Annotated in this window: 13 protein-coding genes; 5 read left to right on the top strand and 8 right to left on the bottom strand. The window is 44.2% G+C overall.

What is annotated here, in order from left to right; genetic code table 11:
* Positions 1-443: 443 nt before the first annotated feature.
* Together WA381_RS03675 and WA381_RS03670 are read right to left on the bottom strand one after the other, a co-directional pair.
* Positions 444-3,320: a glycosyl hydrolase 115 family protein gene (locus WA381_RS03675; protein ID WP_156087263.1), complete on the bottom strand. Its 2,877-nt coding sequence runs from the start codon at positions 3,318-3,320 to the stop codon at positions 444-446.
* Between the two features lie 327 nt (positions 3,321-3,647).
* Positions 3,648-5,582: a sialate O-acetylesterase gene (locus WA381_RS03670; RefSeq protein ID WP_156087264.1), complete on the bottom strand. Its 1,935-nt coding sequence runs from the start codon at positions 5,580-5,582 to the stop codon at positions 3,648-3,650.
* Positions 5,583-5,813: 231 nt separating this feature from the next.
* Between WA381_RS03670 and WA381_RS03665 the strand changes: the two genes are divergently transcribed.
* Positions 5,814-6,518 (top strand): hypothetical protein, encoded by a 705-nt coding sequence (locus tag WA381_RS03665; RefSeq protein ID WP_014951350.1) that lies wholly within the window; start codon positions 5,814-5,816, stop codon positions 6,516-6,518.
* A 4-nt stretch (positions 6,519-6,522) separates the two neighbouring features.
* Positions 6,523-9,690: an endo-1,4-beta-xylanase gene (locus WA381_RS03660; RefSeq protein WP_156087265.1), complete on the top strand. Its 3,168-nt coding sequence runs from the start codon at positions 6,523-6,525 to the stop codon at positions 9,688-9,690.
* A 96-nt stretch (positions 9,691-9,786) separates the two neighbouring features.
* Here WA381_RS03660 and WA381_RS03655 read toward each other — a convergent pair whose 3' ends face one another.
* The 4 genes from WA381_RS03655 to xylB form a co-directional block, all read right to left on the bottom strand.
* On the bottom strand, positions 9,787-10,767 hold the full coding sequence (locus WA381_RS03655) for an aldo/keto reductase (RefSeq protein ID WP_014951352.1): 981 nt from the start codon (positions 10,765-10,767) through the stop codon (positions 9,787-9,789).
* A 62-nt stretch (positions 10,768-10,829) separates the two neighbouring features.
* The gene (gene tkt / locus WA381_RS03650) at positions 10,830-12,845 is read right to left on the bottom strand and encodes a transketolase (protein ID WP_156087266.1); all 2,016 of its coding nucleotides are present in this window, start codon (positions 12,843-12,845) and stop codon (positions 10,830-10,832) included.
* Between the two features lie 104 nt (positions 12,846-12,949).
* Positions 12,950-14,269, bottom strand: coding sequence for a xylose isomerase (xylA, locus tag WA381_RS03645; protein ID WP_014951354.1), 1,320 nt, complete (start codon positions 14,267-14,269; stop codon positions 12,950-12,952).
* 3 nt (positions 14,270-14,272) lie between these two features.
* Positions 14,273-15,757: a xylulokinase gene (xylB, locus tag WA381_RS03640; protein ID WP_156087384.1), complete on the bottom strand. Its 1,485-nt coding sequence runs from the start codon at positions 15,755-15,757 to the stop codon at positions 14,273-14,275.
* A 284-nt stretch (positions 15,758-16,041) separates the two neighbouring features.
* Between xylB and tal the strand changes: the two genes are divergently transcribed.
* The gene (gene tal, locus WA381_RS03635) at positions 16,042-16,995 is read left to right on the top strand and encodes a transaldolase (RefSeq protein WP_014951356.1); all 954 of its coding nucleotides are present in this window, start codon (positions 16,042-16,044) and stop codon (positions 16,993-16,995) included.
* A 96-nt stretch (positions 16,996-17,091) separates the two neighbouring features.
* Here tal and WA381_RS03630 read toward each other — a convergent pair whose 3' ends face one another.
* Positions 17,092-18,030, bottom strand: a complete 939-nt coding sequence (locus WA381_RS03630) for an aldose epimerase family protein (protein WP_156087267.1) — start codon at positions 18,028-18,030, stop codon at positions 17,092-17,094.
* Between the two features lie 381 nt (positions 18,031-18,411).
* Here WA381_RS03630 and WA381_RS03625 point away from each other — a divergent pair, with 381 nt between their 5' ends.
* Entirely contained in the window at positions 18,412-20,937 is a 2,526-nt protein-coding gene (locus tag WA381_RS03625; protein ID WP_156087268.1) for a glycoside hydrolase family 3 protein, read from the top strand.
* Between the two features lie 33 nt (positions 20,938-20,970).
* Complete coding sequence (locus WA381_RS03620; protein WP_014951359.1) at positions 20,971-22,377, top strand: sugar porter family MFS transporter; 1,407 nt, start codon at positions 20,971-20,973, stop codon at positions 22,375-22,377.
* A 28-nt stretch (positions 22,378-22,405) separates the two neighbouring features.
* Here the strand turns inward: WA381_RS03620 and WA381_RS03615 are convergent, their stop codons facing one another.
* A complete protein-coding gene (locus tag WA381_RS03615) occupies positions 22,406-24,886 on the bottom strand; it encodes a glycoside hydrolase family 9 protein (RefSeq protein WP_231506590.1) in 2,481 nt (826 codons plus the stop codon).
* Positions 24,887-24,950 lie beyond the last annotated feature (64 nt).

Here is a 24,950-nt window from a genome sequence, read left to right as displayed (position 1 = left end):
TAAAGCGGCATTCAACCGAAAGCGGTTTAACATATTACAAGTGTAATGCCTTTAAAGAGGTTTCGTTAAAACCTCTTCGTGAGAGCTAGTGTATCGTCCATATCACATTGTACGTTTTCGCCTTATGTTTTAAGGCTTTATACGTCGGTCTGTTAAGGCGATACACTAATTTTATTAAAAGTTCACTACCGACAGTTCGCTCTCTTCAGGCATCAGAATGATATGTGTTCAACGAGCTCTCGTGTCTCCTCATAGTTACCTCCTCCACACTAAGCCCTGTCAATTAATCTTGGATAAATTACAAATTGGCCCCGAGAAATTTATCAAGAAAAAGGAAATGCGCTGGACCGAAAAGCCGGCCAGCACACCGATATTCATATTCATAAAGCCAGAGGACTTCAAATATCATTAGTGTCCGTAGCAGGCTAGCCACCCGCTCCTAGTCACTCGATAAAAACACTCTGCTCTGGGCCAAGATAACTCGGTTTTAAGCGACCTGTGTCCACAATTATTTTTTGAATCACTACACCAGGGTCAATGGCGTAGATCTTTAGGGTTTTCGCTCCGGGTGTCTTTAAAGTATGGTGACTTATCGCATAGCGAACGCCCTTTTTAACTGAATCCTGCCATGCTTTGTCACTGTTATCCTCTAGAATATCGATGATCTGAGGAGGCTCTTCACCCAGTGAAATTGCGTAGCGCAGTCCCCGATCAGGAACAAAGTTTAGACTTGGCGCTACAATTGTTTGAATGCTTATGTCGCCGCTGCTAAACAGATGAAGGTCGTATTCAATGACTGGCGAAGCAGTTAAATCTTCTACAAATGTTTCATCGATAGGCATTGATACTGCCATAGATGAGCGGGTGCGGCCATGTAGTGGAATTTCGTACCATAAGCCGCTATCGGTGCTTTGCCGTCGTTGTGTATTGGCTGCCTCTATTGAGATATATCCGTCAGCTTCCACAAAACCTTTGATACTTTCTTGTTGTCGTTTAATTGCCGATATACTGATTTTTGCTTCACCCCAAGCTGCTCCTGAGATCACAATATGACCGGCATGGTGGCCTATCGTTAAATTTTCCCAATCTATACTGACTAATACGCGTTTATCATCTTTTACTTTTCCTTCTTGCTGGCTTAGACGTATCCAAGGAGCAGAGACCTCTGCGGTAAAATCAAAGGGAACAGTACCTTTGTTATATATTTCAATGTAGCGTTGGGATTGGCCGAAAGATTCGAACGTTAGTTTCATATTGCTATTATGAGGCCATGATGTACCGCTATCCTGTGGCCAAGCTGCGGCACTGCCTTCAATAGACACGCCCATATCAGACACAGCATTTGGTTTGTTGATATGTAACACCGGCATGGTGTCTTCTGGTGGGTTGTTCCAGTTGGTATAACCAATATGGGGTTGAGACATAAAATGGTTCCAGCGCCCATTATTTAGCTCGTGGTACCTTCTTTCTAGAGCAGCATCTTGTGCAAACCACTTTCGCGCTTTTAGGGCATAATCATTCGCACTCGCACGTTCTTGCAGGGCGTACAGTCTGTTTTTCGCAAGGTTGTGGTTTAATTCGTAGACAATGCGCACAGCTTTAATTGGATGAAGGACAAGCTGAAAAAAGGCATCTTGATAGGATGTTTGTAAGTCTTGGTAAATCGATTCTGCCTTTAGCTCTAGTGCAGCAAGTTCTTCAGAAATACGGTGAGCTTCGTCGTATACATATATACTATATGTAGAGGGCGCAACAAGCTCAGGTTTACGCCTGCCATTATGGCGCGTATAACCTTCAACGATATCTGCAATTTCCTTTGCGTGTTTTTTACCAAATTGTTGGCTAGCCCAATTTAATCCAAAGTTTGCAAGCGCTTCGGTATCCATAAGTGTTGGATCCCACGCCATGTTCAAAAAGAAATCAATTGGATACTCCATGGGTTTCAGGTCCCCCACATTGGTTATCCATATTTCTCGTGCTTCGAATTGATAAGCCAACTGCATCTGTTCCCATATTTTGGCGATAGGAACGGTATTAATCCAGCGATAGGAACGCGGCCCCCCCACATAGTCAAAATGATAATATACGCCAGCTCCACCTTTTCGTTGGCGCTCTTCTGGTGTAGGTAAACGTCGAATATTGCCCCAGTTATCATCAGCCCATAGGAGTGTGACATCGTCGGGCACTCGCATTCCATTTTCATAATAGCCTTGAACTTCTTTATAAAGGGTCCACACCTGTGGTATGTCAGACACATCCTTTTCAGTAAAAACATCGGATAATATCTTTCTTTGGTCGGTGACCACCTTTTCTAAAAGTGCGATATTTTGAGTTTCACTCATCGGCGTGTCTTCTTGGCCACGCATACCTAGTGTGAACACACTATCGAAACTTTTATGACGTTTTGCTCCTTCCGTCCAAAACTGATATAGATTGTCTTGATTTACCGCATAATCCCATTTTCCCTCCCCGAACTTGTTCCATTCTTTATCTGCCCGCATCATCGGTTCATGATGGGAGGTGCTCATTACAATGCCCATATCATGTGCCAGTTGAGCATTCATTGGATCGTCAACGCTAAACGCATTGTTCCACATAGCTGGCCAGAGAAAGTTGGCTTTTAACCGTAGGAGTAGTTCGAATATATGCTGGTAAAATTCATTGTTATAGTTGCCAAATTTGTCTTTCACGTACCCCGTTAACGCAGGTGCTTCGTCATTTAAAAAAATGCCTCGGTACTTTACTTTTGGCTGGTCTATGATCTGAGTTTTATGATGTATATAGATATTTTTATGAGTGCTGACGGGAACATCGGCCCACCAATACCAAGGTGAAACGCCAAGTTGCCGTGCGAGTTCGTAAATGCCATAAATCGTCCCCCTGCGGTCACTACCGGCGATCACTAACGCTTGTGCTATGTTTGGCATGGGGGAGGGAATTACCTCAATATGATATGCCTCCCATTCACCCCTAATACGCGAGAAGTCGACTTTCCCTTGCCGTTCAAGCATCTGTAATTCGGGGCTGTTATCCAATGTCCCGATAATGACAACAGCCGATTGTTTAACTTGTGGCTCGGCGATAGATGGACTATTTCCTGTTACTTTCTTAATGTCACCTTTGAGCTGTTCAATCGCCATGATTACGCCTTTAGGTTCACCATTGTTGAAGATCAGTGGAGCTGGCTGGCCATCGACTGCGAAAGGTAAATCACCGCTATCGCGCTCAAAGTGCACAAATGACTCAGCTGCGATTACTGGACTATTTATCCCTACCCAGAACACGATCAATAAAGCAAATGTTCGTATCAAATCAGTCATGTTTCCTCCGAAAGCTGCCCACCTAACTTGGACATTAATTTACTCACACCTCTAAGATGCTCGCGCAATCTTAAGGCAGGCGAGTATGTTAATTTTTTGTTTTTTTTGAGTTTCCTCTTATAAAACTTTGTAAAACTAAGCCCAAGACAATAAAAAACGGTTAAAAGGAGGGGGTAAGAGTGAGGTTTAGGACAATAGTACACGCAATATAAAGTGATAATGACCATGACACACGCAAGTCAAATGCACTTGTTAAATCTGCATGTTTTCTTCCATGCAGAATTTAACAGTTACGTGTTTCCTATAAGCAAAAGCTAATGCCTGGTACTAATCCAAATTAAAACGAAATGGAGCGGCAGGTAACCCATCTTTGTTATATAGATTCGCGGCTGGGTTGTCTGCCCAAGCATAACGGACGGCCGAAGGGTGCTTTACATCGGGGTGCCAAACCTGAACACGCTCCCCCTTAATCTCTGCTTTTGCCCAGTGAAACACTTCACTTTCATCCGCGATTTCAAACCCTGTCAAATTAGTACCCGAAGTGGACAAGCCACCGCCTTGATACTTAAAGTTAATCCACACATGGCTTCCTTTTAGAGTTACCTTTGTTGCCATAGGGCCGCTGTACACAATGTCTTTACCGTAAACTTTATGGAGCGCATTTTTGGCGAGTCGCTCACCAACTGATTCTTTATCTAAAGGATGTATATCATTCCATTCACCTACGTCGATGGCCACCGCCATGCCCGTGTTGGGCAAAGACAATGCGGATGCTTGCTGTTCTCTTAACTCAGCCCAACCGCTTTGGGCTGGCGTTGACAAACGCGGGTTAAAGTTAGCCAACTGAACAAATAAAAATGGCAGCGTGGGGTTGTTCCATTTATTTCGCCAGTCTTCAATCATGGTTTTAAACATATCACCATACTTATCTGGATTAGCTGTATTTGACTCCCCCTGATACCAAATAACTCCTTTGATTGGTAAAGATGTCAGTGGGTTGATCATGGCATTGTACAGGCCCATGGGTTTGTATTGAATGAAGGTGGTTTGCTGAAGATGTTCATGGACAACGCCAAGTTTGTAGTGCCATTCGCCGTTTAAATCTACGCGAGTTTCACCTGCGCCAATCCAGTATTCCTTGTCAGAAACGAACCCGCTGTGGTCCCTATGACTTTCTAAGCGAATAGTAATAGTATTGCTTCCAGGTTTAAGCACATCAGCGGGCACCGTGTAACGGCGGGGAGGATACTTATAGGTAGTTTGCCCCACTTTGGTGCCGTTTACATAAGTCGTGTCCGCATCGACAAGTGCTCCAAGCACAAGTGTCGCTTGTTCACCTACAAGGTGACGAGGCCACTGAAAGCGTTTTCTGAACCAATGCACGCCATTAATAGGCTTTTGCTCCGCGTCGGTTAGAAAACCAGGCACCGAAAATAAAGTCCAGTCACTTTCGTCAATGTTGTTTGACCACCAATAGGGCGATACATTACCTTTATCGTGAGTTGATATGTAATCTTCCCATTGTCGTTGTCGCTCAGCATCTTGGGATATAATTGAGTTAATGACATTATCACTTTGGAAGTGCTTCGCTTCTTTCAAATCCTCGGGAAATGAGGCCAATGCATCTTCACTCATCCACGACTGTATTGGCGTTCCACCCACTGCACTTAGAACAATACCTACTGGTACATTCACATCGTCCTGAATTGCGCGTGCAAAGAAAAAACTAACGGCTGAAAACGATTCTCGCTCTCTAAGTTTATCGGCCGATTTCCATTGTGCGTCTTTTACATCGATATTTGGCTGCTTGAAATTGTACTGCATAGGTACACTAAACTCGCGGATCAACGGTCTGCTTTCATTTGCTACAATGTCAGGAAACTTTTCCTTTATTCTGGCTAGCGGTAACACCATGTTAGATTGCCCAGACGCCAGCCACAGGTCCCCGAAATATACGTCTTTGACTTCAACAGTATTGTTGCCAACAAATGTCAGGGTATGAGGTCCGCCCGCAGGTTGTTTGGGTAGTGAGGTGCGCCAAATGCCGTCTTCTTTGTCAGCTTTTGTAACAGCCAATGTTTCACCATTTAGGAAAATGGTTACTTTTTCCTCAGGGCTAGACCATCCCCAAAGAGAAACTGGTATATCGCGCTGAAGTACGGCGTGATCGGACAGCACTGAGGGAAGCTTTACCTCAGCGAAGGCCGAACGGCTACTGAATATGAGTAATATTATGGTGCACCTAAACACTACTTGTTTCATCCGATTCTCCTTTCATTCTAATGCTACTTATTAGCAGTAAACTATCCGAGAAATAAAAAACCAAAAATTGTAAATGCAATACCGTTTTTTGTTATGAAAATGTTACTGACAATTCTCTATTCTCCACTATAACCAAACGTCACGTTTGGCCTTATTACGTTATTACTAAGTTAAATTTCGTTTTTTAGTAATGACGGAGTGCCCCCCAATAAATAAATTAGGAATATAGCTATGTTGGTTTATCGAAGTATTTTATTAAGCTTATTAATGCTCTATTTGCCCGCTGTGAACGCAGCAATTCTTGAAAACGGCGATTTCTCAACGTGTAATTTTGCAGGATGGGAACGAGATACAGATGGCGCTGGCATTATAGCGTCGGGAAATGACTTTTCCATAAATGGCACCGCCCCCAGTTGTGAGGCTGTAATTAGTGTTGACTACACAGATACAGAAGCCTTTTTTGCAAACACATTATTTCAGTTTTTAGATTTCAGCTCAGCGGGAAGTGGACCACTCACTCTGAGCATGGATATTGAGGTAAATAGTGAATTATCAGACATCGATAATAGCTTTATTGCCGATTATTTTGTTATTAGCTTTTTTGATGGCATCAATTTTTATAGTAATACGGGCTCTACCGGGAGCCTTTTTGAAGCCGATATTAACGGCTTGGCCAGTTACACTCTTTCTTTTCTGCTTGAGCCATCGCTTACATCAATCTCGAATTTGTCCCTAGATTTTCAGCTTCTGTTAGGTGCAGATGATGATGGTTTTACCGATTTAGGTGGTTCTACTCTTCGAATAGATAACGTATCCATTACTGAAAACAGTGTGCCGGTTCCAGCGCCTAGTGGAGTAATACTTATGATGATTAGTTTGGCTGCTTTAGGCGCGCGAACGTCGCGAGCAAAGCAGTTATGTTGGCAGAGGAGCTAGTACAATGAAAAAATTTTTACTGAAACTAATTATAGTTACTTCTTTAACTTGGCTAGCTTCACCCGTTTTCGCCGACTGGACTGATATTGAAGAAATATCGATTAGCAAATCTCGACCTTTATTTGACAGAACGAACAGAGTCTACGTTGTTAATGTACAAATACAAAATGATAGTGATGAGGACATTCAAGGCCCTCTAAGAATGCTTGTTAAAAACGCTACCATTGGGGTGACGGGCGAGGATGGTCTAAGCGAAAGTGGTGCGCCATATTTTGTAGTTAGTGAAGCATCATTACCTGCTGGTCAAAGCGTCTCGGTTAAAACGACGTTTGAACCGAATCGAGCGAGGCTCGCCTTTGATGCTGTTATTCAAAAGGCAGATCCTAACGTTGCAATTTATGCAGAGGCAGAGGGCGGGAGTGCCGGCACGCTACTGTTTAAAGGTAACGCCTTTAGTGTTATTGAGGGCGACCCTAGTTTCGTGACCATCAATGAAACAGACACTAATGCGCCAACCGATGATGCTCGTGTTATCGAACTTGAAGTCGCATTCCCTGATGCCGGAGAATATACGCTATATGCGAGAGTGCGTGTTGGCCCAAATACAGTTGAAGACGACAGCTTCTTTCTCCCTACTGAGTTTGGTAGAAATAATGGCTGGGAAACGCTTAATAATATTACAGGATTTGTGGTGCCTGGAGAGCCGGGCTATGAAGCGAACAGTTTAGTTATCTCGGGAGGTTCAGCTGCAAGCAACGTGTGGAAATGGACACGGATAGCAGGCCCGACCTATACGGTACCTGATAATAGCTTAGATCAGGTGTTTCGATTTGCTGGTCGCGAAGATGGTTTAGCCATTGATAAGTTTGCATTTGCCAAAGAAGATCTTCTGTTCACTATAGAAGCTTTAGAAAATGGCCGTGCTGGTAACCTTATTGAACCGCCTCCACCTTTCGTTCCCGCTGGACCTCCACTTGCTACAGGGCAAGAGAAATTCCTCGGGGGAGTTTGCTGTGGACGACAGCGACCTAACTTCGAAGCTTACTGGAATCAGGTTACGCCCGAAAATGCAGGCAAATGGGGATCAGTGGAAGGTACCAGAGATGTAATGAACTGGGCTGAGCTTGATGAAGCCTATGAGCTCGCCAAAGCCAACAACTTCCCTTATAAGCATCACGTTCTCGTATGGGGGAATCAGCAGCCTGAATGGATAACAGATTTGCCTGCAGAGGAACAACTTGAAGAAATTCTGGAATGGTTTAATGCCGTAAACGCAAGATATGAAGCTATCGACTTTATTGAGGTGGTAAATGAATTTGATAATGATCCGCCAAATCTGGCCAATGATGGCCCAGGCTATATTGATGCGTTGCGTTTATTTGATCCGCAAACCACTTCGGAATTAATTAGCCAATTTGAAAATAATGGCTTATCAACGCCCGAAGCCACAAATAAGGCCGCTAAGTTCGACTGGATCATCAATGCATTCCAGATGGCACGAAATATTTTCCCTTCAACTACCCGCTTGATGTTTAATGAGTATAATTTAATCAACTCTGCCTCTCGTACTGACCTTGCTATTGAATTAGCGAAGTTACTTCAAGCACGTGGACTACTTGATGACTTTGGCTTTCAAGGCCATGCTTTTTCTACAACTGGTCCTAACGAAGCTATGTTAGAAAATCTCGATAGAATCGCGTCAGAAACAGGATTAGATGTTTACGTTACTGAGCTTGATATCGATGGCCCGACCGAGCTTATTCAATTACTGGATTATCAAAGAATATTCCCCCTATTTTGGGAACATCCGGCAGTTAAAGGGATAACTATGTGGGGGTATTTACCGGGTCACTGGCGCGAAAATCAAGGTGCTATATTAGCATTGGAAAACGGTTCGGAAAAACCTGCTCTGAAGTGGTTACGCAGTTACATGCGAGGCCTCTCTCCTACCATCACAAATCCGGGTCTGCTGGAGGTTAGCGCAGATGCACCAATCGGGACCTCTGTTATAGTCCTTGAGTCTAAAACATTTGACGGCGTGGTTAACACCGAAGGTGAACCCGTCACTTGGTCAATCTTAGGTGGCTCGGGTGAGGGGGAATTCACTATCGACAGTGAAACGGGTGAAATTACCACTACTGAAAATTTACGTTCTGCATTGAGAAATCTTTACGTACAAGTTGAGCAGGACGGCTACACCAGCTTGGTCTTGGATCTACAAATCTTCATTCCAGGTGACGACTTAGAGCCCGTTGTGATTGAGTACGATTTTCTGAATGATGTTCAAGGCTGGCGCGGTGATTATGGTACTGGAGCGTCTGTAGATTATGATGAGGCGGCACAGGCGGCTGTAATGATACCAGACTGGGCCGGTAACGCGAATGAGCAGGTGTATATTCGCGAGATAGCGTTAACTGACCTAACCGATGCAACCGTGGACTATTCCGTAACGGTTTCTCAAACGCTTGCGGACGCAGGTCTAACGATTCAAGGCTTTATCCAAACCGGAGCGCCAAACTATACGCGTATGTATGGTGAGGCGTTTACGCCAGTGGCGGGCGAGAATACGTTCAGAATAAGCCCGCTGGATAATGGTAATGGTGACATTGAAATTATTGAACGAATAGGTTTTCAACTTAACGGGCCTTTAACCGGGGCGTTAGACGAAAACGTATTGTTAAATAGTGTGATTGTTACTATTCCTGTAACGGTTCCGGCGAGTAATGTAGTTGAATATGATTTTGAAGAAACTGTTGAAGGCTGGCAAGGTGAATACGGCACAACTGCAAATGTGGTGCACAACGCGCTGCGCGAATCGGCTGAATTACTTCCAAACGGTTCAAGTGCTTCACATAACTATATAGTCCAGTTTTCCCCTACTGATTATACAGGTGCAAGTCTAAAATATACGGTTACAGTAACCGAGGAGCAGGCCAACAATGGATTGAATGTGCAGGGCTATGTTCAGACAGGAGCGCCTAGTTACACACGACTGTACGGAAATATTCAAAATGTGGTGCCAGGTGAAAACGTCTTTACTTTCACTCCCGTTGACAATGGTAATGGCGACATCGCAAACGTTGAAAGGATAGCATTTCAAATTAATGGATCGTTTTCAGGCGCAAGTGAGGATACTGTGTTGCTTGATAACGTGCTAGTGACATTTCCTTAAAGAATGATGTAGCCCCGGCTACTAGAAAAAATAAACCCCTCTGACAAAAGAGGGGTTTATTATTGAACTAATGACTTAAAATACAAAGGTTTTATATTACACTGGGCACCTAATTAGATTCGCTATTTTAGACTGGTATAGTTCATACAGTAATTTGTGACTTTCGCTTGAAAGAGGAGCGATAGTAGAAGCGTTTACGTTTTGCATAACCTGTTGTGCAGAGCTGGCTCCTGGAATTACAGTTGTTACTTCTTCATGGTCTAAAATCCACCGCATAGCGAAGTTTGCCATCGTTATTTCAGAGGGCTTTATCTGCTGCAACGCCTCTACCAATTTAAGACCTTCATTAAAATCAATTCCAGAAAAGGTTTCGCCAACACTGAAAGCTTCGCCATCTTTATTGTAGTTTCTATGGTCGGATTCAGCGAATGACGTTGAAGCGTTATACTTGCCACTTAATAAACCGCTGGCAAGGGGAAGGCGCGCAATAATACCAACTTGGTTTTCTTTGGCTACTTTGAATAAAGCATCTTTAGGAGCCTGTCTAAATAGGTTAAAAATAATTTGCAGAGAAGTTAGGTCTGGGTGTGCTACACACATCATCGCTTCATCAATGGTTTCAACACTAGCGCCAAAATAATCGATAAGGCCTTCTTGTTGCATTTGTCTTAAGAAATCAAAAATGTGACCTTTTTCTAAAACCGAAGGTGGTATGCAGTGAAGTTGAAGAAGATCAATTTTATCGCGACGCAGCCGATCACGAGAGCGTTGAATAGCGTCGCGCATATCTTGAAGCGTATAACCACTGGGGTAGGTGCCTTCACCACGGCCGTATTTAGTGGCTATTTTTACGTCTGCTTTTGTTTGCTCCAGCCGTTCACCAAGAATAGACTCGCTTCGCCCCGCTCCGTATACATCAGCGGTATCGAAAAAAGTAATACCGTTTTCTAAGGCAGCTTCTATGATATGAATAGCATCTTTTATAGCGATTGGACCAAAATCTCCTCCCAATTGCCAGCATCCCAGACCAACTTCGCTCGCGAAAATAGAAGATTTGCCAAGTTTTCGTTGTTTCATATTTTTCCCTTTAGATATCGTCTTCACCGGTTAATTAAAGTGGCGTCCGCCCTTTCAGCCCCTTAAAAAGTGTTCCGTTTTGCGAGAGCTTTTCGAGCTTTTGCAATCACATTGTCCACGGTAATGCCAAAGTGTGAGAACAGAACCTCGCCTGGTGCCGATTCCCCAAAGCTGTCCAGGCCAAGAATTTCCCCCGCAGGCCCCACGAACTTGTGCCAGTAATCGACATGTGCGGCCTCTATGGCTAGCCTACATGTTACGTGAGGGGGCAATACCTGTTCTTGGTAAGTAGATTCTTGACGCAGAAATACACTTGGGCTGGGTAAGGATACGACACTGGCTTTAATATCGTGCAAGTTGATCAGTTGTTCAGCGGCTTCAACAGCAAGTGGGACTTCTGAACCAGTGGCAATGAGGATAATGTCAGGTTCGCCCTCGCAAGGGCGAAGAGTATAGCCACCTTTTTCAATCTTGTGTAATTGGTCATAGGTTCTTGCTTGGGGCTTCACACTTTGCCTACTAAAAACTAAAGCGGTGGGGCCGTTTGAGCGCATAAGTGCTATCTTCCATGCTACCGCCGTCTCCGCAGCGTCACAGGGCCGCCATGTATCCAAATTAGGCGTCATACGCAGCGTGGCAAGTTGCTCAATTGGCTGGTGAGTAGGGCCGTCTTCGCCTTGACCGATTGAGTCATGGGTATAAACGAAAATACTAGGAAGGCCCATTAATGCTGCCATTCGTACAGCATTTCGAGCATACTCCATGAAAATTAGAAAGGTAGCACAAAATGGTTTAAGACCACTGTGGATGCTAATTCCATTAGCAATAGCAGTCATTCCAAATTCTCGCACTCCGTAAAACAGATAGTTTCCTGAAGCATTTTCTGCGGTTATCGGTTGAGATGAGTTCCACATGGTTAAATTGGACCCCGACAAGTCAGCTGAGCCTCCGATTATTTCAGGTAGAAGATTCGCATAAAATTCAATAGCGTTTTGGGACGCTTTACGTGTTGCCATAGGTTGCATTTCAGCTTGCGCTGAGTGGATGAAACTATTGGCGCTTTGTGAAAAGTCTTCTGGCAACTGGCCAACAGTGCGTCGTGTAAATTCGCTCGCTAGTCTAGGATGCGCTTCATTAAACCTCTTGAATAAGGTATTCCACTCATTCTCCCACGCTGCGCCGGCCTCTCTGGCGTCCCACTCATTGCAGATATCACTAGGGATATCAAAAGGCTCATGATGCCAGTTGAGGGCTTTTCTCGTAGCCCGAATTTCACTTTCTCCGAGCGGTGAACCGTGGCTACTGTTTTTACCAGCCTTATTTGGCGACCCAGCACCAATCACCGTTTTACAGCAAATTAACGTGGGTTTGCCCGCGCACTTTTTCGCTTCTAAAATAGCATTGTCGATAGCCTCATGGTCGTGACCATCAACGTTAGCGATAACTTGCCAGCCATAAGCTTGGAATCGGGCTTGCGTATCGTCAGTGAACCAGCCTTTCACTTCGCCATCTATTGAAATACCATTGTCGTCCCAAAATACTATAAGCCTTTCCAATCCCAGCGTCCCTGCCAAAGAACAAGCCTCGTGGGAAATGCCTTCCATCAAGCAACCGTCGCCAGCAAAACAATAGGTATAATGGTCAACTACCGCATATTCAGGTTTATTAAACTGTGCGGCCAAAACTTTTTCAGCAATAGCCATCCCCACAGCATTGGCAAGTCCTTGACCTAGCGGCCCAGTGGTGGTTTCTACCCCCGGGGTGTAGCTATATTCAGGATGCCCTGGCGTTTTAGAGTGTAGCTGACGAAATCGCTTTAGGTCGTCGATAGAAAGGTCATAGCCAGTTAGATGAAGCAGTGCATAGAGCAACATAGAACCATGACCGTTTGACAAAACAAATCTATCGCGGTTGAACCAGTCAGGGTTAGATGGGTTATGTCTGAGATGTTTTGTCCAGAGCGTATAGGCGATATCCGCCATTCCCAGAGGAGCTCCGGGATGACCAGACTGAGCTTTTTCTACCGCATCCATGCATAAAGCACGTACAGCATTAGCCATAGGGTTCGAAAATTTCATAATTATTCCAAAAAGATAATGAAGTGATGTTGATGAAAATCGAGTGAGAAGACTAAAGGTAAAAAGCGGGCTAGAAATTCTTCCAGCCCGCGATGTAGGCAAAATTAGCCAAATAGTGCGCGGTTTAGTTTATTTTCGAGTAGCTCTTGTTGACCACTCACGGCTTTGGGCGCTAAGTTATTCGATACACAATGCTCTGCTAATGATTCTAAGCTGTGTTTACCACTATCAATTGCTTTACCTAAATCACTCTGCCAGCCTTTATATCTTGCTTCTTTAGCTTGCGCCAGAAAGTCGTTCTCGATGATTTTTGCTGCTTTTCGTAACGCTAAGGCCATATGGTCCATGCCCCCTATATGACCATGGAATAAATCTGCCGGGGCGCAGCTCTGGCGACGAAGTTTACAGTCAAAATTCAGTCCGCCAGTAGTAAAGCCACCATTTTTTAAGATTTCATACATGACCAACGTTAACTCATCAACAGCATTTGGAAACTGGTCAGTATCCCAGCCGTTTTGTGCATCACCACGATTAGCATCAATGCTGCCAAAAATACCTAATGCTATTGCTGTTGCTATTTCATGGTGAAAAGAGTGGCCAGCAAGCGTAGCGTGATTCGCTTCGATATTGACTTTGAACTCGTCCTCTAGTCCATAACGTTTTAGAAAACCATACACAGTGGCCGAGTCGTAGTCATACTGATGTTTTGTAGGCTCCTGAGGCTTAGGTTCGATGAGTAGCGTTCCTTTAAAGCCAATCTTATGCTTGTGCTCTGCGACCATGGTAAAGAAGCGCCCCAACTGTTCATCTTCCTTTTTAAGGTTGGTGTTAAGGAGACTTTCATAACCTTCTCTTCCGCCCCATAGTACATAATTCTCACCACCCAACCGTTTGGTAGCGTTCATAGCATGGAAAACTTGTGTTGCGCCAAAAGTAAAAACTTCAGGATTGGGGTTTGAGGCACCGCCAGCACAATATCTTGGGTGGCTAAATAAGTTCGCTGTACCCCATAAAAGCTTCAGTCCTGTTTGTGCTTGCTTCTCTTCAAGCACATCGACCATAGATGAAAAGTTGCTGACATACTCATTAATGCTGTCTCCGCCAGGCGCCACATCGGTGTCATGGAAACAATAATAAGGAACATTCAATTTACTGAAAAAATCAAATGCGACATCAGCTTTTTCAACTGCGCGTTTCATGGGGTCGCCGTCTTTCAACCACGGTCTGCCAAAGGTGCCTTGACCAAACACATCAGCGCCATCCCAACAAAAGTTATGCCAGTAACACGCTGCAAAACGCAGGTGTTCTGCCATGGTTTTTCCCAAAATAACCTCTTCGGGGTTATAGTAATGAAAAGCTAAATCGTTGTCTGATTCAGGTCCTTCATATTGAATAGGTTTAATATTTTCAAAATAAGCTGACATAATTTAGCGCTCCGTTGACGTTTGAGATAAAGGCGATACCGCTTGCTGAATAGCGGGATAAAGCGAAACGAATAGGTTTCGTCTTCGCTGATAAATTTGATGATGCTCTGCATTTGGGTTGTGGATATCAACCAGAGGTGGCGATCCACACACATTTTGCACTTGACTGTTTTCGCAGGTTCCCAGTTGAGCCAACCTTGCAGCTCCTAGTGCTGGGCCGACATCTCCTCCCTGCTTGTAAGAAAGTTTTAGGTTTAAGATATCCGCCATCATTTGTCGCCAATAGGCGCTTTTAGTGCCACCGCCAATTAAACAAATGTCATTCGCAGAGGTACCTGAGGCATGAACAGCATCTACACCATCAGCCATAGCAAAACAAACCCCCTCCAAAACAGCGTAAGCCATATCTTTTGTGGAATGTTGGTGTGTAAGACCAATAAAGGCGCCAGATGCATTAGGGTCGTTGTGCGGCGTACGTTCACCACTTAAATATGGAAGGAAAAACGGCGCATTTTCCGACGGGCCGTCTTCATTTTCTAGCAAAGAAAGTACAGCTGGAACATCTTTTCCAACTACTGATTTGGCGAACCAGTCAAGGCAGTTGGCGGCACTTAGCATTACCGACATTAAATGCCAGCGGTCAGGTAAGGCATGACAAAAGCTATGTACTGCTTTCTCAGGGAAGCTGCTGAATTGATCAGCTACGACAAAGTAGACGCCAGAGGTGCCCAGTGAAATCATGCCTTGACCAGGCTCAGTCAACCCAACGCCTATTGCGCCGGCTGCATTGTCTCCTGCACCGGCCACAATTGGGATTTCGTCTATTCCCCACTTCCGGGCTAGCTCGGGTAATAATGTCCCCGTTACTTGGGGCCCCTCGACCAACTCTGGCATGTGCTTTTTCGTAAGCCCACATGCAGCCAAAAGCGATTCATCCCAACAGCGTTCTCGGGTGTTCATCCACATTGTGCCTGACGCATCTGACATATCAGAAAAGAACGTGCCGCACAGCCGAAATCTCAAATAGTCTTTGGGCAAAAGCACTTTATGAATTCTCTCAAAATGCTTAGGTTCATTATTCTTGACCCACAGCAACTTGGGTGCAGTAAACCCTGGCATCATAATATTGCCAGTCAGTCTTCGGCTGTCTGAAACAACCCCTTCAATTTCCAAACACTCCGCTTGGCATCGCCCATCGTTCCATAAAATTGCGGGCCTTATTACGCTTCCAGCTTCATCTAATAAAGTAGCGCCGTGCATTTGCCCAGAGAGCCCTATCGCTTTTATCTGTGAAACGATATGAGACTGTGAAAGCTGGTCAATAACCGACTCTACTGCTGACCACCAATCAAGTGGGTTTTGCTCAGACCATAGGGGGTTGGGACTGTTCACAGACAACGCCGCAGATTTCGTGTCGATGATATTACCTACGTCGTCCATAAGTGCCGCTTTTAAACCAGATGTTCCTAAATCGATCCCTAAATACATAACTACATTCCAGAACATAACCAGGCCGAAATGGTCATTCTTTTTATCGGCTATCGCAATTATGAAATGTGGAAATGAAATTCTTTAATTTTGTAATTTATTTGTTATTTAGTGGTTATTTCACTTTTTTGGAAAAGGTATAGGCTATGTTTTTTCAGTCAGATTTTTCGCAACACCAATATCCAAAATCATAATATCTGCGCCCTGTATTTGCGATTTACATTAATACTCAAAGTTCTTCCGAACTGACCTAAAGTCCTTTTAAATAATCACAGAGTAAAGAAATGAAAAATCAGTTAGATGCATTGAGGGATATGACTACCGTAGTTGCAGATACAGGAAACGTGGAAGCAATTAAAACGTATCGACCTTATGATGCCACTACCAACCCATCCTTAATTTTAAAAGCCACTACTTTGCCTCAATATCAGCATTTGATAGATAAATCAGTTAGCTGGGCAAGGGCACAGGCTAATAATAAGGAACAGCAAATTCTGCACGCCAACGACATGCTCTGTGTACTTATTGGTAAAGAAATAAGCGAGTTTGTACCTGGAAGAGTATCTACGGAAGTAGATGCTAGACTGTCCTTCAATACATTTTCCACTATAGATAAGGCTAAACAACTCGTAAAACTATATGAGGAAGAAGGCGTCGACAAATCTCGTATTCTTATAAAGATAGCCTCGACATGGGAGGGAATTAAAGCCGCTGAGCAGTTAGAGCGAGAAGGCATTAATTGTAACCTTACGCTTTTGTTTAACTTTGCGCAGGCACGAGCGTGTGCCGAAGCAAATGTGTTTTTGATATCCCCGTTCGTCGGCAGAATATTAGACTGGTACAAGTCTCATCACAATATTGCTGAGTACTTACCTAACGATGACCCTGGAGTTAAATCGGTCACCGAAATCTATAATTATTATAAAGTTCATGGTTATAAAACCGTTGTTATGGGAGCGAGCTTTAGAAATATCGGTGAGATTCAGGCTTTGGCTGGGTGTGACAGATTAACTATTAGTCCAGAGCTTCTGGAGGCACTGGCAAACTGTTCAGATCCGCTACCTCGTATGCTTTGTGATACAAATGAGTACCAAGTTCCCCCTGCACCACTAGATGAGGCAACCTTTCGCTGGGAAATGAACCAAAACGCAATGGCGACAGAAAAGCTTGCTGAAGGCATACGCAACTTTGCTATCGATCAACAAAAGCTGGAAAACATGCTTGCTGACAGACTATAGGAAATACTGTGAGATAACGCCCTCATCTAGGTGTTACCATTGATAGTTCCCCAAGTGTTTAAAGCGATATTGCAACAATGTTGAAACTGGGAACTATCATTCTGTGGTAATTGTATAGTCGATTATGTGTTGTTGAAGCGTATTTGCTGGAAGTAACCCCAAGGGATGATTTTTACAATTAGGCATGTCAGGGCCGAACTGCGGTTCTATACAAACGCTCTGGTTTTTACAAAAAGGCTCACTTAAATGACCTCCGGTATAAAGCTGCATGGCAGGGTAGTCTGAAGATACTTCCAGCTTCAAATATCTATCGAAACTTTCCAAAATAGCCTTGGAGCACGAATTGGAAAAAATGAAATTGTTATCGAGAACCTCAGCCCCCTTTTGTTGAGTTAAAAGATACCGCTTTGAATAGTCATATTGCGTATGTTTTACTGACTGAGGAGGGCGGATTGGTAGGCCGTTCGAATCGTTAATATTTACGTGAGTTGCACATGTGGTAAGCCACTGCTCTAAGCCACCTCGATGGCTATTAACTCCGTTAAGATTGAAGTAACTATGGGCTGACATTCCCGCGACTGTGTCTTTCTCCGAGAGTGCACTTACGCGAAGTCGAAGCCGGTTATTCTCTAATGTGTATTCAGCTGTAAGTTCTAGTGCTCCAGGGTAACCATTCCACATATCCTGAATAACTAATTCCAGCCGTACAGCGCTCTGTGAACAACGAGTGATTTGCCATACCTGTTTATCTATTGCATTTTCCCCTCCGTGCAAATGATTAAGGCCTTCGTTGCGGTCAAGGTGCAATACTTGGCTTTCTCTAATATCTACCCTCCCATCTTTAATTCTGTTTGCAAATGGGCCAACAATTGCACCTAGGTAAAATTGGTCGGATAAATAATCTTCTTCGTTATTGTACTTAAGCACAATCGACCGATAGCTGCCGTTTACTTGTACCTGCCAATCGAGGATGCGAGCACCAAAATCACTTATAGTGACACGCATTGCATCAGATTTAAGTTCGATGATTTTCATAAACTATTATTTTTTGCTCTCTGTCAGCGTATATACCAAGCGTTGTTTCCACGTATACCAATTACTTGAAAGTAACAGTGAATTTATCGGGCAATTGGTTGACGACGCCTTTTTCCTCAACCGGATTAAAAATCCCGCTCGGAGCTAACGCAGGGACTTCCGGTATTTCAACCGCGCCCTGCACATAAACCTACTTAGCACAAGGGAAGTAGCAAACGTGCGATAGATGCCTTTTCAACAGGACAACAACATGTTAGCGCAGGATGTAAATAATCTGTTTATGAATTGTTGTAAGTCGTTTGTGTTTTTTATGCATCGCGTAGTGGTGATTATTTTTTCTGGCAGTATTACACCATCAACAATTTTTGATGGTTTAAAGAGATGTCAAAGGTCCATTATTTTTCTGCGTTAGCTTTTGTATTTTTGGCTTCTTCTTGCACGGGTATGGAAAAAAAGAACACAACTATTTATCGAGAAGACGTTCCTAAAATAGAACCTAAGGCGTGGCCTTCACAGCAATCTCCAATAACGGTAAACCGTGAACACGAAAAGAAAATCGCTACGTTACTTAATGCAATGACTGTGGAAGAGAAGGTGGGGCAGATTATTCAAGCTGACATCAATTCTGTCACCCCTGAAGAAGCTAGAGAATTTTATCTTGGCGCGGTATTAAATGGTGGAAACTCTGCGCCAGAGAAAAATAATCGTGCAGAAGCGGACATGTGGCTGGCGCTAGCTGACGAATTTTGGCTGGCCTCTACTGATAAATCTAACGGCAGAGTCGGCATTCCTTTGCTGTGGGGAAGTGACGCTGTTCACGGACACAATAATATTGTAGGAGCAACTATTTTCCCTCACAACATTGGACTAGGAGCGGCCAACGACCCTGCACTAATGGCAAAAATAGGAAAGGTAACCGCCACTGAAATGCGAGTAACGGGGTTAGACTGGACATTTGCTCCAACCTTGGCTGTGGCACGAAATAGCAGATGGGGAAGAACCTACGAAAGCTTTTCTGAAGATCCGGCCATTGTTGCGAGCTATGCTGAACCACTCGTTTCCGGTATTCAGGGAAAAGTGAACACGGACCAGTTTTTAAATTCACATCATATTATATCAACCGCTAAACACTTTATTGGTGATGGGGGTACGCGTAATGGTGAAGACCAAGGTGACAACGTAGATGATCAGATAACAATGCGCGATGTCCACGGCGCTGGGTATCCACCCGCAATACAAGCCGGTGTGCAGGTAATAATGGCGTCATTTAATAGCTGGCACGGTATAAAAATGCATGGACACAAGACCATGCTCTCCGATGTATTGGTAGCTCAAATGGGGTTTGATGGCTTTGTAGTGGGCGACTGGAATGGGCACGGACAAGTTGAAGGCTGCACTAATGTGTCTTGTGCTAATGCGTTTAACGCAGGTCTTGATATGTTTATGGCGCCAGATAGCTGGAAGAAGCTCTATCAAAATACACTTGAGCAAGTAAAGTCAGGAGAAATTACGTTAGCTCGTTTAGATCAGGCTGTGGTCCGAATACTAAGAGTAAAACTGCGAGCAGGTCTGTTCGATGCAGGATTACCATCATCACGGCCACTAGCGGGTGACTATAAGCGTTTGGGTTCCGAATCTCATCGAGCCGTGGCGCGAGAGGCGGTCAGAAAATCACTGGTATTATTAAAGAATAACCAGCAATTAATACCGCTTAGCCCGAATCAACGTATTCTTGTGGCGGGTACAGCCGCTGACAATATTGGCCAAGCTAGTGGCGGGTGGACGTTAAGCTGGCAGGGTACAGGTAATGCCAATAGCGACTTTCCCAACGGAGAGTCAATTCTTGCCGGCATTAGATCGGCGGTAGCCGGTAGTGAGGGTACAGTCGATTATCATCCAGAGGGTGAATTTGAAGTACGACCGGATGTAGCGATCATCGTTTTCGGTGAACAACCTTACGCAGAGTTCCAAGGAGATAGACCCCACGTAGATTTCACCGATAACACTGGATTAGAACTTCTTCAAAAATTCAAGGCGTTAAATATCCCCACTGTCTCGATATTTATTTCCGGACGACCTTTATGGGTGAATCCAGAAATAAACGCATCCGATGCGTTTGTTGCAGCTTGGTTGCCTGGAACTGAAGGCGGCGGAATTGCAGACGTAATAATGCGTAATGAGCAAGAAAAAATTAACCATGACTTCATTGGGCGCCTAAGTTTCTCGTGGCCCAAAAAAGCCGACCATGATGTTTTGAGTGGTGAAAATGCCAACTATGACCCCTTATTCGCTTTGGGATATGGACTCTCTGTAACGGACGGTGTCAGCGTTGAACAGCTAGATGAAACCCAAGCAGAGACAATAAGCGACTATCACATATCAAACTTTTTGATTGCTGGAGCAGCGGTATCACCATGGCGACTAGTGTTGAGCGATGTCAAAGGTCGCAATCAGTACCTACAGGGAAAAAGCAGCAGTGCGGGTGGCAACATGAATGTTGAATCGGCTGATTATCTCGCCCAAGAAGATTCGGTTATTGTGAACTGGTTAGATAGAGGAAGCTTTTTAATAGAGGGAGAACCGATTGACCTTGAACGTCAGTCGAATGGTGATATGGCTCTACAGATAGACTACCAGGTGTTATCAGCAGACATACAGCGCGCCTCAATAAAGCTGGGGTGCGAAAGTCAATGCAAGTCCAACCTGGACGTGACGACAACAATACAAGCAAAAGCAGGCGGGGGATGGCAGCAAGGCTTTTTGAAACTCAGTTGTTTTGCTGATACAGGCGCTGATATGAAAAACATAAAAGTTCCTTTTGAGTTAGAGGTAATTGGCACTGCGTCCATTCAACTAAACACAATTAAATTAGTGGCAAATCAGGGTCAGGCGAGCTGCCAGTTGTAGTGCTCTTATATTAATCTTTTAGGTGGTAGTTTTGTGAAAGATAGCAAAGAAAAAGAAAATCTTATTTTTATTTTCCTTATTAGTGTGGTGGCTACTATCGGTGGCTTTTTGTTTGGCTTCGATAGCGGGGTAATTAACGGCACTGTCGACGGGCTGAAACTGGCTTTTAGTTCTGACTCTGTTGGCACCGGGTTCAATGTTGCCAGTATGCTGCTTGGGTGTGGAGTTGGTGCCTTCATCGCAGGAAGGCTCTCGGACATAGTAGGGCGTAAAACCGTTCTTTTGTTATCGTCTTCATTGTTTATTGCTAGTGCATGGGGGTCAGGTATAGCAATAAGCTCTACCGAATTTGTGGTTTATCGCGTTATTGGCGGGTTGGCAGTCGGAGCTGCCTCAGTGATTGCACCTGCTTATATTAGTGAAATTGCTCCAGCAAACATACGGGGTAAGCTTATCACTATTCAACAAGTAGCCATCATTTTCGGCTTATTTAGCGCATTCGTCAGTAATTATGTTGTAGCCAATATGGCGGGGGTATCAACAGCTCCTTTTTGGTGGGGATATGAAGCATGGAGGTGGATGTTCTGGATAGAATTGTTTCCAGCCGCACTATTTCTTGCAAGCTTATTTTTCATTCCTGAAAGCCCACGTTTTTTAGTTATGAAGCAAAGCAGTAAACGAGCGCTGGCCATTTTACAGAAGTTGTATGGTCAAGAAGCAGGACAAAGAAAACTTTTGGAGATTGAAGCATCTTTAGTCAAAAAAGACCGAAAACCAAAGTTTTCAGATTTAATCGACAAAACGAGAAACCGTCTGCGTCCCATTGTATGGGTAGGTGTCGGATTGGCTACATTTCAGCAGCTTGTAGGAATAAACGTGGTTTTTTATTACGGAGCGGTGCTATGGCAAGCTGTGGGATTTTCAGAGGCTGATGCACTTTTAATTAACGTTATCTCAGGCGCTGTAAGTATCGCTGGTTGTGTTATCACCATGTTTCTCATTGACCGATTAGGGCGTAAACCTTTTCTGATTATTGGTTCAATAGGAATGTCTATTTCTCTCGCATTCATGGTATTCACCTTCGTCAACTCATCGAGCGACATCAACGGAAATTTGATTCTTGGCGGATTAGGTAGTGTGGCGCTTATTTCCGCCAATGCTTACGTTTTCTTTTTCAATTTATCCTGGGGGCCTGTAATGTGGGTTTTACTAGGTGAGATGTTTCCTAACCAAATCAGAGGCTCTGGTCTCGCTGTAAGTGGCTTAGCACAATGGCTAGCTAACTTTGCAGTCACCATGACTTTCCCACTCATGCTAACTGGGATTGGATTGGCAGGCGCTTACAGTATCTATACTACGTGCGCGCTTCTTTCAGTCTTTTTCGTGTTTAAATTTGTTCGCGAAACTGCAGGGAACGAGCTCGAACAAATGCAGGGCTAATCTGTAAGGGAGAATAGCCCTATTTGGGCTATTCAGCAGAGCTATTTAGTAAGTCGTTAGCGGCATGTACAAGCATGATATAAGACGCTGCGATATTTATTACGTATTCATTTTGGCCCCAGAAAAATGGCCATTCTTCATTATTTTCTGGCAGGTCAGGTTTAATTATTAAAATACCCGGGACAACCCCACCAGAAATAAATGAAAAATCTGCGCGATTCATACCGTAGGCTACGCGTTTTGATACGGTGCCGACATTTGATACGAGGGAGATATCTGAATCTGGATGCGTCCCGTAGAGATAATGCAGCCCATCATAAACAGCGTCTGGTTCGAGTAGCCCAGGAAACGCCTTGACCAAATAGTAATGATGAATAGCATCGCGTATTATCCGTCCATTTCCTGCCCATCCACCTTCTGTAATTGTGACATTAAACGGGTTAGCTTGCGTAATGTGCCTACCTTCATTCACATAGTCCTTAGCTAGCAATTCAATTTTGTGCTTATATTTATCGCCCATTAAAGGAATTAAGCGAACTAGAGTACCAATGTGCTGCGCAAAATGTGCCTCGACTTCGGGCCAAAGGGTATTAATTGCCTGCTTATACTGCTCGTCCCCCGTGCTCATCAATAGTTCTGCTGCCGCCGAAAGCTTTTCTGCGTCAAGTCGTCCTCCTGTTGTATTCCCATGATGAAACAAGAAGGGAGGGTGAGATCGCTCTTCTTGCCAAGCTAACTCGGCTGTATTGAGCGCTTCTGTAGCGAGCTCAGGATTATGATCCCGTAGTGCACGGGCAGCAGCACTTAAAGCGGCGATGGAGCCAAAGTTAACGGCTGAGGAGCGACTGGTAAATACCCATCTATCATCAGGGACCCCGCTGTGTTTTCCATCTGCTTGTAAAGGTGTCATTGTAGGGTTGTATACCAGATTGTCGGTCATGGTGATGCCATCACCCAAGTGCGTATACTGGGATATGTTAGGCACAATGATACCGTTTATTGCTCTGCCAAATGCTCGGTGTTGTGCAATTAGTGCTAAAGTGCCGTGCTCAATTTGCTGGAGTATGTCGGGTTTACCATCTGGCACATGAATATCAACAAACTTTCGATCGTAGTCAACAAGGGTAGTATCGCGTTTTGGCGCAAACTGATCCCATACTTCAACAAGACCTAGAACGGCTCTGTATTGCGACTGAGTACGAATGTCGTAATCTCCCGCATCATACCATCCACCAATATTTAACCCCGGTACATGCTCTAAAGGCGCGAATTGAGTATCGGTTGTCGGCCCCTGGGCATATAAATCAAAATGTTTTTGGTTGATCGGTGCCTGCAAAGCATCATCTAAGTGGGAAGCACCATGCCAAACTCTGTAGGCTTCGTTTACTAAAACATGGTCCATTTGAACCGGAAAAAAAACGTCTAAGGTTGGATGCCAGGCTTTGCTGAAAATATCTTTACTTATTCTGAACGGCGCGGTGATGGTGTCATTGTACTTAAGCTGATAAAGGCCACTTTCACGTACCGCTGAAAAGTCGAATTTTGCATATTGATATCGTTTATATTTCCCCCAATCCATTGGTTTTTTAGACAAGACCGCGTTCTTTTCACCCGACGGCATTATTTTAAGTAAGGAAACTAGGTTTTCGCCTATGACGTGCTTCGGGTCGAGTTCCAGTACCGCTATTTTGTTTTGATTAGGGTGGTAGCCTACCTGAGAGTGCGCAATTATTGGCGACCGTTGCCAATCCTTTATACTGCTAACGTTTAGAGACCATTCCAGCACTTTACCGCTTTTATTTGCCGGGATCATGGAGCGCGCTACAAACCACCCGTTTTGGGCCTTTGTTCTTCCATCATACAGATAGATAGGTTGCTGTTTCGACTCAATACTTATTCTGCGCTCTGCGTCTTCTGGTGCTAGGACTAAATGGTACGCGGTGGCAAGCGGCGTTGGTGCTTGTAAATCATTTTGTTCTTTTGGCCCAGAAGGGTAAAGAGGAAACGTACCGGTTGCGTCATCGGCGATAAAAGACTTATTAAAATATGCTGAAGGCATAAATTCGAGGTTAAACCCCGCCTTGTTCACTAGCTCTTCGGGTAAAGGGGCATCGGTGTGTACGCTAATGTTGAGATGCTCTTTCGTCGAAGTAACTTTGACGCTGAAATTAAATTTGTGTTCTGGATAATGTAGTGAAGCTCTAATGGCACCTTTTTCGGCATCAACATCGCGTTTGATGAAAGTCGGAATACTATCCCACTGTTCGGGAGTATCATTTAGCCTAACGTCACCATTAGTGGCGATACGCTTGCCGTGCTGAATAATTTCAATGCCACTAATCTTTGAATCGCTGAACAGCCCATCGTACCAGTTGCTATATACCAATACATTGGCTCCTGGAGCCTCAAAATACTCTGAATCATTAACTTTCATAGGGAAGGAAGTTTGCCCCTTAACTGTTAAAGCACTGATTAAAAAAACACTGCCGCACAAGAGTTTTAACCTCATGTTTGTTCCTTTCTTGCTACTTGTGAATTGATTTTTCATTATGCTAGTAGAAAGCGGAGCAACA

The organism is Alteromonas sp. CH_MED4-4 (assembly GCF_037029575.1).
Classification (GTDB): Bacteria; Pseudomonadota; Gammaproteobacteria; order Enterobacterales; family Alteromonadaceae; genus Alteromonas; species Alteromonas macleodii.
The sequence above is the reverse complement of the archived record's forward strand: the minus strand, read 5'-3'. Positions and strand labels throughout refer to the sequence as shown.